Below are 13,563 nucleotides of genomic sequence, written 5' to 3' on the forward strand. Positions count from 1 at the left end.
TGATGGCCAAAGCCCCTGTTTCAACTACTCGTTCAACGGCTAGTTCAACTACTAGTTCAACCGTTAAGCGTCGCCCTAAACTCGCCGAGCTTATCAGTGATGATATCAAACGCTGGATTGCATCAGAGGGGCTCGGTGAAGGTGATCGTCTGCCAAATGAGCGAGCTCTAATGGAGCTCTATGGCAGCGCCAAAGCCACTATACGCGAAGCGCTTAAGATACTTGAAGTTGAGGGGCTCATCACTTTAAAAACCGGGCCTCAAGGAGGAGCCGTTATTAATCAGCCGGGCATGGAACCCGCCAGCCGCATGCTACGTAACTTTCTGCATTTCCAACAGTTAGATGGCAAGCAAGTGTATCAATTGCGCAAGCTGTTAGAGGTCGAGCTGGCGGCATCCGTCGTCGGCCGACTCACGGAAGAAGACTTTCAACAGCTTGAAGCGAATATAGCATCCTGCACTTGCTGTAGCGGCGAGGAAGACCATAAGCGCCAGCGCTTTTTAGAGCTGGAGTTCCATCAACTGCTGGCGCGCACCTGCCCTAACCCACTGCTGGCATTTATATGCCAGTTTTTAAACGACATGCTGCGCGACCTAGTCGTGATCAAAAAAGCTTACGTGCCTGAGCGTAAACAATTCGATCACGCTAACCAGGACTATCACCGACAGTTGCTAGATGCCTACCGAGCTGAAGATACCTCGCGTGTTCGTCAAGTGATGGCCGAGCATATGCTAGATGCAGAGCACCACATGAGCGCGTTGGAAGCCGAAATGGCCGCACAAATGCTAGTCAGCAACGACCTACTGGGCACTCTAGCCAATCGTTCGAAACTATATGATTTATAAATGAAAAATGCGTGCCTTAGCACCCTTTTCATCTTAAGAGGATAGCAAATTGACTACCTACATAACGCCAACAAACGCGATCACTAACCTTCGCACCGACAGCGACCGTCTCTGGCAATCGCTAATGGACATGGCACAGCTGGGCGCGACAGCTAAGGGCGGTGTTAACCGACAGGCGCTAACGGATCTTGATCGCCAGGGGCGCGACCTATTTATCCAATGGTGTCGTGCAGAAGGCTGCACCATCCGTATTGATAATATCGGTAATATTTTTGCCCGCCGTGAAGGCAGCGACCCAACAGCCAACACCGTCATGGCGGGTAGCCACTTGGATAGCCAGCCCACTGGTGGGAAGTATGACGGCTGCTTTGGCGTACTGTCAGGCCTAGAAGTAATCCGAACGCTTAATGAACACAACATCACCACAAAGTCGCCCATTGAAGTCGTTGCGTGGACTAACGAAGAGGGCTGTCGCTTCCCACCCTGCATGATGGGGTCTGGAGTATTTACTGGCGTGCTTGAATTTGACGCCATGATGGCACGCACTGACGCCGATGGCGTCACGGTAAGTGATGCACTGGATGCCATTCACTACCGTGGTAGCGATGAGGTCTCACCCAGTGAGATAAAAGCTTACTTTGAACCACATATCGAACAGGGGCCGATTTTAGAAGATACCGACACCACTATTGGCGTGGTTATCGGTGGGCTTGGCCAAAAGTGGTTTGATTTAACCCTAACCGGGCTTGAAGCCCACGCGGGTCCCACACCCATGAATCTGCGTCGCGACGCCATGATGGGCGCGGCAGAAGTCACCCAAGCACTCAACAAAATTGCCTTGGATCACCAGCCCCACGGGCGCGGTACGGTTGGTTGTATGTCGCTACACCCTGGCTCGCGTAACGTTATTCCCGGTCAAGTCAAAATGACCTTGGATATGCGCCACTGGGAGCCGGAAGCCCTCATCTCAATGGCTCAATCCTTAGCGACGGCCGTCGAAGAAATTTGCCAACGTCATGGGCTGGAATATGAATTAACGCCCACCGCAGATTTTGCCCCTGAGCACTTCAATAAAACCTGTGTTGATGCCGTGCGCGAAGGGGCCAAGCAACTCAACCTATCGCACATGGATATCATCAGCGGTGCTGGTCACGATGCGATGTTCGTCGGCCGTGTAGCCCCGGCTGCAATGATCTTTGTGCCCTGCAAGGACGGCATTAGCCACAACGAAATTGAAAGTGCTACCCCAGAGCATGTTCACGCTGGCTGTAACGTCCTTCTACAGGCCATGTTGAATGCGGCCGGTGTTGAAGACAGCATTAGCATAGCTGGGGAGTAACAATGACCGAGACATTTGAGACACTCACGGCTGTGGAAGCATTAGCCCGCTTCCGCCAGGGGACTCTTTCCCCAGAAGCGCTGGTAAACGACTGCTTGGAGCGGATTTCCCGCGACAACCCAAAGGTCAATGCGTTTACTTGCGTGAACGAGATAGAGGCTCGGCGCTTGGCAAAAGCCTCTGCCCAGCGCTGGCAGGCAGATAAACCCAGCGGCCCGCTAGATGGCATTCCTGTCACTATTAAAGATTTAACCTTAACGAAGGGCCTACCGACACGCCTGGGTTCAACCACCACCCCATCAGACGGCCCTTGGGAGATGGATGCGCCGATCAGCCATCACCTTCGCAATGCTGGAGCCATCGTCATTGGCAAAACGACTTCGCCCGAATTTGGTTGGAAAGGCGTCACTGATAACCCCCTGCACGGCATTACCCGTAACCCGTGGAATAGCGCACTAACGCCCGGCGGATCATCCGGCGGCGCAGGGGCAGCAGCGGCGCTTAATCTAGGTCTCTTACACCAAGGCAGCGACGCAGGTGGCTCGATCCGTATCCCATGCAGCTTTACCGGCACCTTTGGCATAAAGCCAACCTTTGGTTGGGTTCCCCAATGGCCCGCCAGCGCCATGAGTACACTTTCCCATTTAGGGCCAATGACCCGCACGGCGGCCGACAGTGCGCTAATGCTTAGCGTGATGGCCCAGCCAGATGCCAGGGATGGTTACTCCGGCAACCCCCAAGGGCCAGACTGGCTAACACCGCCGCCTGCCAACCTAAAGGGCTGGCGCATCGCCTACAGCGCCGACCTGGGCTACGTAGAAGTAGCCTCAGACATTGCTCGAAGGGTAGAGGAAGCCATTGCCTATTTCGAAGAGCTGGGCGCCACAGTAACCCGCGTTGATCCTGGCTTTAGCGATCCAATCAAGACGTTTAACACCCTCTGGTTTGCAGGTGCCACCCAAGCGCTAGAAAAACTGGACGAACAGCAGCAGGCATCACTCGACCCTGGGTTTCTCGATATTGCCCGACGCGGGCAGGATGTATCGCTTTCCGACTATCTCGCCGCCCAGCGCCAGCGCAGTGAATTGACCGCCCAAATGGCAGCCTTTCACGAACGCTATGACTTACTGGTTACACCCACGATGCCCATCTCCCCCTTTGCAGCGGGCCACAACGTTCCACCAGGGGGAACCTACCGAGACTGGATGGACTGGACGCCGTTCAGCTACCCCTTCAACCTCACCCAGCAGCCCGCTGCATCCCTTCCTTGCGGTTTGGATAATCAAGGGCTGCCAGTAGGCCTTCATTTAGTCGCGGGCAAATATCAAGACCTCAAAGTGCTGCATGCCGCCCAGTTACTTGAGCGCTACTTGCCACCGCTGACACCACCCGCGATTGCCTAAACAGATATGAAATATCGCTTATAGCACGACGTCATACCCTTCAAACTTAGGTGGGCCAAGATAGATACCTTCCGGCGCTTTGGCGTTAGCATGAGCCTTGCGGAACGCTTCTGACTTGGTCCAGGCGCGGAAGGCTTCTTCCGATTCCCACACACTGTGGGAGATAAACACGGTGTGGTCTTCCTGGCTTTCGCCCTGCAGCATTTGGAATTGTTGAAAGCCCGGCACTTCATCTAAATGAGAATCGCGGTTGCGCCACACCTCTAAAAAGTCCTCTTCGCGGCCTGGGGCAATCCGAAAACGGTTCATGGCGATATACATGCACTCTCTCCTATTGAGTTTGTCTAACACGCTAGCGTAGCTGCCTGCCGCTTACGGCGTCTATCACTTGATGGTAACGTCATGGTTTTATGACGAATAGGCGTTATGCCGAGCAAACCATCAGGATACGGCATGGCTAAGGCACCCATCCAGGTCGTTTGGTTCAAACGCGATATGCGCATGAATCATGACCTGTCACTCAGTGTTAGTTTTATTCTATTTAACCATGCCATCACCGGCACGCGCTGCACAGGGTAAATGCCCTATCCAAGCAAAGTTCGACCAAACCCTATAGAATTATCGACGAAATCATCTAGCCACCCTATTTGTAAGTTTTACTTTTCATGCAGCTATCAATGTGCTTTTTCAGCTGTTCTTTACTTGTAGTCATATTTTCATCAGGGTTAATCATATAACTGATATTGCTACTGATAACTCCAGTCGAATATTTCCACGGCGCTGAAAAATCGTCATCCTCTAGAGGTCGCGTAAATTTACAACTACCATATTCAGCTCCATTCAATAATTTCAAGGCTGAAGTAACATTATTGATAGACATAGATACCAACTGCAGCAACAACGCCGTCTTTTCGACCCTCCAATTTAGAGAATGCTGTCTGGAACGATAACTTCGTTCACCCTTATTAGAGCTTATTGCTTCTAGTTTAATAATCGTCGTCCCATGTTCAGAATGGCCTACATATTCCATTTCACCTTGTGGTGGAGATACCCCATACTCATGCTCAAGACCAACAGCTAAAGAAAAACCTCCTGACCGAATTCTAAAGCCGTGTTTTATACTATTGTACTCATCAATATGAGCATTATTTAAAAATTCATATGCTAGTTTAGACCACAACTCTGCAAACAAACTAACAGAGCGCTCATTTTTTTTCGTATCTGGAAGATAGCTTGCAAACACACATCTAGATATCTCACCCCAAGTCACTCTGTCGATATTCAACTTTGTAAACAATGAACCTCCATTCTTATTCACATTATCGACAAAGTTTCTCAGTTGATTATTTGAACACTTTGCGATCCAAGCATAAGCACAATCAGGGGCTTGAACATAAGCCCCAATTAAAGAAAACAAAGTTTCTAAAGCGTGATAAAAGGCCGTTCTTAATGCTACAGCAGCTCTCTCCTCATCATCAGAGTTTAAATTTATTTCAGCTAAATATGAAAAATAGCCTGGATCGATTCCGTTCAAAAAGCCCTTATTACGCTCGCTAACATCCACTTCCCAAATGCAATATGGCTCTTTATTAACTACAAAAACTGAGTTTTGCACAGACTCTCCTTGGTAATTTTAACGCCACGAAACGCGCCAGCATGCTTGATCAAAAAGTGCAGACTACAAATACTCTTACAACCCTGTGATTTTTCTAAAACATTAACAGGCAGTATTTCAAAATTTCGCGTCACTGCTGCTTTTCCCAGCACTTCCACCTTGGGGGTACCGTACCAAACCCAGCTTAGCACAAGGTACTGAGAGCGACTGACGATCTCAGCTTTAGGCTTTAAACGCCCACAAAAAAACCCGCCAACGCCAACAGCTTTCACTGTTTGGCGATGACGGGCTTGATGATGCTTAGAAGAACGGTTTAGCTAAGCGCTTCCAACGACTGCTCAATAATGCTCAAGCCCTCTTCCAACACCGCAGACGATACCGTCAGCGGCACCAGAATGCGGATGCTGTTGCCGTAGAAGCCACAGGAGAGCAGGATCAGGCCTTTCTCACGGGCTTTGGCACACAGAGCGCCGGTCATCTGAGTATCTGGCTTGCCTTCGCTGTCGAGCAGTTCAAACGCCGCCATGGCGCCGAGCTGGCGGCCGTGGGCAACGGCAGGGAAGCGTTCTTCCCATACCGCGAAACGTTCGGCCAGCATTTTGCCCATCTGTTCGCTGCGCGCCAGGATATCTTCTTCTTCGATTACCTCGATAACCGCTAACGCCGCTGCGCAGGAGAGCGGGTTACCGCTGTAGGTGCCGCCCAGGGAGTTGGGGCCAGAGGCGTCCATCACTTTGGCACTACCCACAACCGCTGATAGCGGCATGCCGTTCGCCAGGCTCTTGGCGGTGGTGAGGATGTCCGCTTCAATACCGCTATGTTCCAGCGCAAACAGCTTGCCGGTGCGGGCAAAGCCTGACTGCACTTCGTCGGCGATCAGCAGAATACCGTGCTCGTCGCACAGCGCACGCAGCGCTTTCAGGTAATCCGGTGAAGCGATGTAGAAACCGCCTTCGCCCTGTACCGGCTCAATCACGATAGCCGCGGTGCGGTGCGGGGCAATATCGGTTTTGAACAGCGTACGAATGGCGTCTAACGACGCTTCTTCGCTGATGCCGTGCAGCGGGTTGGGGAACGGCGCGCGGAACACATCGCCCGGCATAGGGCCGAAGTCGTTCTTATAGGGCAGTACCTTGCCGGTCATGGCCAGCGTCATCATGGTACGGCCGTGGAAAGCACCGTCGAACGTGATAATGCCGGTACGGCCAGTCGCCGCGCGAGCGATCTTCACGGCGTTTTCCAGCGCTTCAGCACCGGTATTAACCAGCATTGCTTTACGCTCGGGGCCACGCACCGGCGTCAGTTCACAAAGTTTTTGGCACAGCTGCACGTAAGGGGCGTAGGAGATCACCGCCGCGCTGGTGTGCATGACTTTTTTAAGCTGCGCTTCTACCGCCGCGACAATTTTTGGATGGCGATGGCCCAGGTTTAATACGCCAATACCGCCCGCAAAATCGATCCAACGGTTGCCATCGGCATCCCACAGCTCGGCGTTTTCAGCACGCTCGGCAAACTGGGTGGTAGGCGTGGCGGCACCGTTGGCCACATAGCGATTTTTCAGTTCGTTCAATTCTTGGTTATTCATCATCGTTTTCCTTATAGACCGCCAACGCAGACGTATTTCAGTTCAGTAAACTCATCTAACCCGTGGTGGGAGCCTTCACGCCCCAATCCGGACTCTTTCACGCCGCCAAACGGCGCCAGTTCGGTAGAAATCAGGCCTTCATTGACACCAACCATGCCGTATTCCAACTGCTCCATGGTGTGCCAGATACGGCGGTAACCCGTGGCGTAGAAGTAGGCCGCCAAGCCAAACGGGGTATCGTTGGCCATGGCGATCGCTTCTTCATCACGCTGGAAACGGAACACTGGCGCAACGGGCCCGAAGGTTTCTTCATCGGCCACCGCCATCTGGGTGGTTACGTCAGCAAGCACCGTGGGGGTAAAGAAGCGCTCGCCTGCGGCGTGGGGCTTACCGCCGCAGAGCAGTCGCGCGCCGTGATTGACCGCGTCGTCTACGTGACGCTGCACTTTTTCCACCGCCGCTTGGTTAATCAGCGGGCCGATGGTGCTGCCTTCCGTTAAACCATCGCCGACCTTCAGCGCGCTAACACGCTCGGTCAGCTTGCTGACAAACGCGTCGTAAACCCCGTCCTGTACTAGGAAGCGGTTGGTGCACACGCAAGTTTGCCCGGCATTACGGAATTTTGAGGCAATCGCCCCCTCTACGGCGGCATCCACATCAGCGTCATCAAAGACGATAAACGGCGCGTTGCCGCCCAGCTCCATAGCGGTTTTCTTCACCGTGCTCGCGCACTGAGCAAGCAGGTGCTTACCCACCGGCGTCGAGCCAGTAAACGAGACTTTACGCACCCGTGAGTCGGTGGTGAGCACTTCACCCACCGCTGCCGGTTTTGAGGCGGTAATCACGTTAATGGTGCCGGCTGGCAGGCCTGCTTCAAGCGCCAAGTAAGCCGTTGCCAACGCGGTTAACGGCGTCGCTTCGGCGGGCTTAATCACCACAGTGCAGCCTGCGGCCAAGGCCGGGGCGCACTTGCGGGTAATCATCGCCAGGGGGAAGTTCCACGGGGTAATCGCTGCTACCACGCCGACCGGCTCGCGCAGCACCATGAGGCGCTTGTCCGCGCCGTGACTAGGCAAGGTTTCCCCAGCCATACGCTTGGCTTCTTCAGCGAAAAACTCAATAAATGAGGCGCCGTAAGTCACTTCACCCTTGGCTTCTGCTAGCGGCTTGCCCTGCTCCAGGGTCATCAAGCGGGCTAAGTCATCGGCGTGTTCATTGATCAGCTCAAACCAGCGGCGCAGCAATGCCGAGCGCTGTTTCACTGGCGTTGCGCGCCAGGCTGGCCCGGCGGCATACGCTGCGGCCACTGCGTCACGGGCGTCATCAGCGCCTAAGTCGGCAACCCGGGCAATCGTCTCGCCGGTTGCGGGGTTATCGACGGCAAAGGTCTGTTGACCCTTGCGCCACTCGCCACCCACCAGGGTGGGTACTGCATCGTGTAACCACTGTTCGATAAAGCTCATCGCGTGCTCCTTAAAACGGTTTGAACGGCTTATAGGTCAGCCATCATGTGTTGATCGCTGTAGGCACGACCGTAGGTGCGCAGCGCATGGATATATAGAGCGACGCCAAGCAATGACCAGCCTGCAAAAATTGACCACTCAGCACCACTCAGTGCCGCTGGGCTGCCCGGCAGATAAAGGCACGCCATCCCGAACGAAAGTATGATCGCCAGCGTGCCGCACAATTTGCCGTTACGAATACGGAATGGGCGCGGCATCTCCGGCTCACGAACGCGCAACACCACAAAGGAGATCGCAACAAACAGATAAGCAATCACGATACCTAGACCACCGGCATTAACGATCCATACCAGCGCCGGACGGCCGAAGAATGGCGCTATACTCGACAGGAAACCCATCAGGAAAATTGCGTTAGTGGGGGTTTTGTAGCGTGGGTGCAGCTTAGCGAACGGTGCTGGCAACATGCCTGCTTTAGCCAAGGCATAAATAGCGCGAGAACCACCAATGTAGAAGGCGTTCCAACTGGTGATAATGCCCGCGATACCGGCCAGTACCATTAAATTGCTGGCCCACGGCGCATTAAACAAGCTACCCATCGCATCAGGCACACTGAGAGTGCTAGCAGCCAGCTCCGTGTTGTTTAGCGCGAGGCTAGTGGCCAGAATAATCAGCGCATACCACACTACCGCCAGAATGACGGACATCATCAGCACTTTGCCGATAGCCTTGTAAGGCAAGTTGATCTCTTCGGCGGCTTGGGGAATAACATCGAAACCTACGAACAGGAACGGCACCATCACCAACACGGCAACAATACCGGCAACAACACCGGTGTCCGCTTGAGTGAACAGCGGCATCATGTTGATGGTTTCACCTTCAAACAGCGCGCCGGTGATAAACAGAACGCCGACTAGCAGAATTAAGCTAGTCACCACCTTTTGCAGCAAAGCGGCGGTGGTAACGCCAAAGTAATTGATAATCATCATAGCGAGCGAGCCGCCCACGCCAACGGCTACCCAGGTGGCCTTAACTTCCCACCCGGCGATGGTCCATAAGTGGCCTACAGCATAATTTGGTGCTAGGTGCTCGATCACTGTGGGCAGTGCTACCGCTTCAAAAGCAACGACACTCAAGTAGCCTAAAATAATCGCCCAGGTACACAGAAATGAGGGCAAATGACCTAAGGCGCGATAGCTGTAAACATGCTCACCGCCTACCTTAGGCATCGCAGACGCCAGCTCCGCATAGGTAAGACCGACGAGAACGATCGCTAAACCACCAATGATAAACGCTAAAATAGCACCGATACTGCCAGCCGATTGAATCGCGGTACCGGTGAGTACAATCCAGCCCCAACCAATCATTGCACCAAAGGCAAGGGCTAGTACGTCGCCACGGGCTAGCACCCGGACGAGCTTATCCTGTTCAGAAGAGGGTGTGGTCATAGCACAGAGTCCTGCAAGTTATTGGATGTTGTCATTAACGCTCTGAGGAGCAGTATCCTGATCCCGGCTAACGGAATGGCGACACGCTAGCAGGCGGCGTTAAGAATACGAATGCACCACTTTTATGTTCGACTAGACCACTTTTCAAACGCACCAATGAAGTGCAATTTTTATATACTACTTTCGTCCAGACACCCCGCAGCTGCGGACTTAGCGCAAAAGATAGAGGCCCGCCATGGATCGCAAGCAAGTCCTGCACCAATTTGTACAACTTTATGCACTCCAACCTGAGCGGCTGAGTAAACAGGTGCGAATTGAGCAGGCGTTACGCCAAGCCATCACCCACCAGTGGCCCACGGGATTTCGACTCCCTTCCCACCGGGCGCTGGCAGAGTCGATCAACGTTGCGCGCCAAACCCTGGCTCTGGCGATAGCGACGTTACTTGACGAGCAGTTATTAAAAACGGCCCATGGACAAGGCACCTGGACGTCGAAGCCAATGGCTCCCAGCGTTGTCAAAACAGATATCCAGCTCTCTCGGCGTGCCCAGCGAGTACTACAAGGACCTGGCGCCAGCACCGTTCAAAGCGGTGCCTTTGTGCCTGGCATACCGGATATCGCTCAGTTTCCAATGCGCAAGTGGCGTCAGCTGTATGCCAGCGTCACTGTGCCGCAAAATGCCTTACTGCTTTCTTACTCTACAGGTGGCTATGGGCCGCTTAAGCGCGCAATCCGTGAGTTTCTGGCGCGCTGGCGCAATATTCATTGCGATATTGATCAGATCATCATCACCGATGGTACCCATAACGGTATTGAGCTATGCGCCATGGCATTGGCCGATGTAGGCGATACCGTGGCGATGGAATCGCCCTGTTATTGGGGGGCGCGCAACGTATTCACTGCCACAGGGCTTTCGATTGAGATGCTGCCTTGGTTTTCCGATAGTGGGCATGTGTTACCGCAGACGACCGGTAATATTGCGCTCGCATATTTGACCGGCTCTCATCACTATCCGCTCAGCGTGCCCACTCGCGCTGCTCATAAGCAGCAGCTGTGTGACGCTTTATCGCCCACCTATGTGGTTGAGGATGACTACGAATTCACCCGAGACGATCACACTAACCTGCTGTTTGATCCAAACTCGGAACGCCATTTACTGGTAGGCTCATTCTCTAAGATGATGTTTCCCGGCCTGCGACTTGGCTATTTAGTGGTGCCACGCCATTTGGCAGGTCCAATGAACCGCCTACGCAGCGAGCTGTTTCGCGAAGGCCGTATGCTTGATCAAGCGGTATTGGCGCAGTTTATTTTTGATGGTGACTTAGACACTTGGTGTCGCCGCATCCAGCGCGACTATCTAGGCCGTCAGCAGGTGCTGCACGACCAGCTCAGCTCACTACCCAAAGTGCGCAATGTGTCCCCCCCGACTAGCGCGATTAGCTTGTGCGTTGAGTTTGAACCCGGGGTTAATGATGTAGCACTTGCCCAAGCACTGCTCAAAGAACACTTGATTGTTCGCCCGCTAAGCCCCGTGTGCGCTGACAAGGACTCACGGACAGGATTGGTAATGGGCGTGGGCATGCTATCGGGCGAGACATTAGTGCGTGAAGCCCAACGGCTGCGGCGCTGTTTAGAGTTACTACTTCGCTAGGCGAGGTAGGCTTAGACCGTGTTGAGCATCACACTGTATGCCTAGTTAAAAAAACTTATTCACAAGGATTTTGCCATGCGCCACCCTGTTGATAATTCGGTGCTTCTCTCAACGCTTCGCCTATTGATGGTGCTGTGCGCCGTGCTGGCAGTTTCAGGCTGCGCAGCTTTTGCACCTAGCCCGCCGGAAGATCAGAGCAATATCTGTGAAATCTTTCGTGAGCAGCCAAGCTGGTATGACTATGCCCAGGAATCCGAAGAGAAATGGGGCACACCGATTGCCACGCAGATGTCATTTATTCAGCAGGAGTCTTCATTTCGCAGTCATGTGCGCCCAGACCGCAAGTATTACCTGGGCTTTATCCCCGGTCCACGCCCCTCCTCCGCCAAAGGCTATGCCCAAGCCCAAGACCCCGTTTGGGAGGAGTATGAGGATCAAGCGGGTAGCCTATTTGCCCGCCGAACCCATATGAAGCACGCCACGGATTTCATTGGCTGGTATAACCGCCGCTCTCAGCAGCAGGCAGGTATCTCGCTGAGTAACCCTGAACACCTTTACTACGCTTACCATGAAGGCGCGGGCGGCTACCAACGGGGTACTTACCGCAGCAAACCCCACGTGCTACGTGCAGGCAGCCAAGTAGCAGCCCGCGCTAACCGTTATCAAGCGCAGCTCAACGCTTGCGAAGCAGAGTTTCAGTGCCGCAAATTTTATCAAGTCTGGCCGTTCTGTCGTAGTTAAGCGCTCCTTCTATGACTCTAATGGGTGGCTTGGCCTTAATTAGTGTCGTGTTTTTGACATCGACGCTGTCTGGCGTATTTGGCATGGCGGGCGGCTTAGTACTGCTGTGGTTTCTGCTGATCATGTTTCCTGCAGGAACCGCCATGGCCGTACACGGGGTGATTCAGCTCACGTCTAACGGATCGCGAGCATGGTTATCAAGACGCTTTATTGTCTGGCGGATTGTTATGCTGATGACATTGGGCGTATTGATCGCCGCTGGTTTGCTGCTGCTGTTCAGCTATAGCCCCAATGCCGCGACGGTTTCCCTGTTCATTGGCTTAATGCCAATACTCGTATGGATTCCCAAACGTTGGTTTCACTTAGATGCTAATCGCGCCAGCCACGCGCTAGGCTGCGGCATTGCAGCAGGGAGCCTGACCATTGCGGCGGGGGTTTCTGGGCCACTGATTGATATCTTCTTTGTGCGCTCCCAAATGGATCGACGACAAGTGGTAGCCACCAAGGCGATGATTCAGGTGGTGGCTCACAGCATCAAGATTCTCTTTTATCTGGGCGCAGCTATGGCACTTAGCACCAGCGAATGGGGCATTGTGCTGCTAGCAACGCCCTTTGCGATCTTTGGCACCCACACCGGCAATCGTATTTTGCAGCGCCTCACTGATGCCAACTTCCGCACCTGGACGCGCTGGATCGTGACCGGTATTGGGATTTTTTACTTACTGCAAGGGCTCTTTCTACTCACCCGCTAATATTGGGCAGCGCCCAAATTATGTGTACGACATCATTACTGCGACAATTGCCGCACACTACAAACCAGTCATATCAGAACGCCTTACCGGGCGTAGCGCAGCTAATTATCTTGCAGGGGGCATCACTAATATTTCGGAAACGATGTGGAACGCTTGTCTTAAAATAATAAGACTCTCCCGGCCCTAGGCGCCTGGCAGTGCTGCCAACAATGATTTCGATCTCGCCTTCTACAACAAAGCCAGCCTCTTCACCGTAGTGGGTAATCATGGCTTGCCCAGTGTCAGCGCCCGGCAGATATCGTTCAACCATAAACGCCAGCGCACGATTAGGCCGATTTGCCCCGACAAGTTTGAAGGAAATATCGCCGGATGCGATATCAACCAAGTCATCCGCCGAATAGAAAATCTGCTCCTGGCTATCAAGATCCATCGTAAAAAAATCACCGACGCTCATAGAGAATGCGTTTAGGATTTTCTTCAGGGAACTGACTGATGGGCTAACTTTTCCTTGCTCTATTAGCGAAAGACTTGAGTGGGTAACCCCACACAACTTTGCCAGTTCACGCTGCGAAATCCCTCGCTGCTTGCGCAAGGAGCGCAAGCTCGCACCCACGTCATCCGACATGCTGTTTTCACTCCCTATCAATAAGTAAATTAAATTACGTTGACGGTCTATTGACGGGCACATAATAGCGCAAAAAAAACCCCACGGCTGTGGGGCAAA

Annotated in this window: 13 protein-coding genes; 7 read left to right on the forward strand and 6 right to left on the reverse strand. The window is 53.3% G+C overall.

From position 1 onward, the window contains the following. The first annotated feature begins 2 nt into the window (after positions 1-2). From IR195_RS17745 to IR195_RS17755, 3 genes are read left to right on the forward strand one after another with little or no spacing between them, the layout of a single operon-like run. Entirely contained in the window at positions 3-845 is an 843-nt protein-coding gene (locus tag IR195_RS17745; RefSeq protein ID WP_206048203.1) for a FadR/GntR family transcriptional regulator, read from the forward strand. 49 nt (positions 846-894) lie between these two features. After that, on the forward strand, positions 895-2,184 hold the full coding sequence (locus IR195_RS17750; protein ID WP_206048204.1) for a Zn-dependent hydrolase: 1,290 nt from the start codon (positions 895-897) through the stop codon (positions 2,182-2,184). Between the two features lie 2 nt (positions 2,185-2,186). Then, entirely contained in the window at positions 2,187-3,587 is a 1,401-nt protein-coding gene (locus IR195_RS17755; protein ID WP_206048205.1) for an amidase, read from the forward strand. An 18-nt stretch (positions 3,588-3,605) separates the two neighbouring features. Here IR195_RS17755 and hmuQ read toward each other — a convergent pair whose 3' ends face one another. After that, a complete protein-coding gene (hmuQ, locus tag IR195_RS17760) occupies positions 3,606-3,908 on the reverse strand; it encodes a heme-degrading protein HmuQ (protein WP_083007283.1) in 303 nt (100 codons plus the stop codon). 132 nt (positions 3,909-4,040) lie between these two features. Here hmuQ and IR195_RS20570 point away from each other — a divergent pair, with 132 nt between their 5' ends. Next, on the forward strand, positions 4,041-4,166 hold the full coding sequence (locus IR195_RS20570) for a hypothetical protein (protein ID WP_277395551.1): 126 nt from the start codon (positions 4,041-4,043) through the stop codon (positions 4,164-4,166). 64 nt (positions 4,167-4,230) lie between these two features. On the opposite strand, the gene IR195_RS17765 is transcribed toward IR195_RS20570, so the two are convergent. The 4 genes from IR195_RS17765 to IR195_RS17780 form a co-directional block, all read right to left on the reverse strand. Then, entirely contained in the window at positions 4,231-5,202 is a 972-nt protein-coding gene (locus tag IR195_RS17765; protein ID WP_206048206.1) for a hypothetical protein, read from the reverse strand. 313 nt (positions 5,203-5,515) lie between these two features. Further along, positions 5,516-6,787: a 4-aminobutyrate--2-oxoglutarate transaminase gene (gabT, locus tag IR195_RS17770; RefSeq protein ID WP_206048207.1), complete on the reverse strand. Its 1,272-nt coding sequence runs from the start codon at positions 6,785-6,787 to the stop codon at positions 5,516-5,518. An 11-nt stretch (positions 6,788-6,798) separates the two neighbouring features. After that, entirely contained in the window at positions 6,799-8,250 is a 1,452-nt protein-coding gene (locus tag IR195_RS17775; RefSeq protein WP_125751952.1) for an NAD-dependent succinate-semialdehyde dehydrogenase, read from the reverse strand. 29 nt (positions 8,251-8,279) lie between these two features. Further along, on the reverse strand, positions 8,280-9,695 hold the full coding sequence (locus IR195_RS17780) for an APC family permease (protein ID WP_083007290.1): 1,416 nt from the start codon (positions 9,693-9,695) through the stop codon (positions 8,280-8,282). Between the two features lie 235 nt (positions 9,696-9,930). Here IR195_RS17780 and IR195_RS17785 point away from each other — a divergent pair, with 235 nt between their 5' ends. From IR195_RS17785 to IR195_RS17795, 3 genes are all read left to right on the forward strand, one after another. Continuing rightward, positions 9,931-11,346, forward strand: a complete 1,416-nt coding sequence (locus IR195_RS17785) for an aminotransferase-like domain-containing protein (protein ID WP_206048208.1) — start codon at positions 9,931-9,933, stop codon at positions 11,344-11,346. A gap of 75 nt (positions 11,347-11,421) precedes the next feature. Then, a complete protein-coding gene (locus tag IR195_RS17790) occupies positions 11,422-12,087 on the forward strand; it encodes a transglycosylase SLT domain-containing protein (protein WP_171880216.1) in 666 nt (221 codons plus the stop codon). An 11-nt stretch (positions 12,088-12,098) separates the two neighbouring features. Continuing rightward, positions 12,099-12,839 (forward strand): sulfite exporter TauE/SafE family protein, encoded by a 741-nt coding sequence (locus IR195_RS17795; protein ID WP_206048209.1) that lies wholly within the window; start codon positions 12,099-12,101, stop codon positions 12,837-12,839. A gap of 73 nt (positions 12,840-12,912) precedes the next feature. Here IR195_RS17795 and IR195_RS17800 read toward each other — a convergent pair whose 3' ends face one another. Beyond that, positions 12,913-13,464: a cupin domain-containing protein gene (locus IR195_RS17800; protein ID WP_051626371.1), complete on the reverse strand. Its 552-nt coding sequence runs from the start codon at positions 13,462-13,464 to the stop codon at positions 12,913-12,915. Positions 13,465-13,563 lie beyond the last annotated feature (99 nt).

Source organism: Vreelandella venusta (genome assembly GCF_015689495.1).
Lineage (GTDB): Bacteria > Pseudomonadota > Gammaproteobacteria > Pseudomonadales > Halomonadaceae > Vreelandella > Vreelandella venusta.

Excerpts from the sequence above, each read along its gene's own strand:
- IR195_RS17745 (WP_206048203.1), top strand. The coding sequence starts at position 3 with ATGGCCAAAGCCCCTGTTTCAACTACTCGTTCAACGGCTAGTTCAACT.
- IR195_RS17755 (WP_206048205.1), top strand. The coding sequence starts at position 2,187 with ATGACCGAGACATTTGAGACACTCACGGCTGTGGAAGCATTAGCCCGC.
- hmuQ (WP_083007283.1), bottom strand. The coding sequence starts at position 3,908 with ATGTATATCGCCATGAACCGTTTTCGGATTGCCCCAGGCCGCGAAGAG.
- IR195_RS20570 (WP_277395551.1), top strand. The coding sequence starts at position 4,041 with ATGGCTAAGGCACCCATCCAGGTCGTTTGGTTCAAACGCGATATGCGC.
- gabT (WP_206048207.1), bottom strand. The coding sequence starts at position 6,787 with ATGAATAACCAAGAATTGAACGAACTGAAAAATCGCTATGTGGCCAAC.
- IR195_RS17775 (WP_125751952.1), bottom strand. The coding sequence starts at position 8,250 with ATGAGCTTTATCGAACAGTGGTTACACGATGCAGTACCCACCCTGGTG.
- IR195_RS17780 (WP_083007290.1), bottom strand. The coding sequence starts at position 9,695 with ATGACCACACCCTCTTCTGAACAGGATAAGCTCGTCCGGGTGCTAGCC.
- IR195_RS17785 (WP_206048208.1), top strand. The coding sequence starts at position 9,931 with ATGGATCGCAAGCAAGTCCTGCACCAATTTGTACAACTTTATGCACTC.
- IR195_RS17790 (WP_171880216.1), top strand. The coding sequence starts at position 11,422 with ATGCGCCACCCTGTTGATAATTCGGTGCTTCTCTCAACGCTTCGCCTA.
- IR195_RS17795 (WP_206048209.1), top strand. The coding sequence starts at position 12,099 with ATGACTCTAATGGGTGGCTTGGCCTTAATTAGTGTCGTGTTTTTGACA.
- IR195_RS17800 (WP_051626371.1), bottom strand. The coding sequence starts at position 13,464 with ATGTCGGATGACGTGGGTGCGAGCTTGCGCTCCTTGCGCAAGCAGCGA.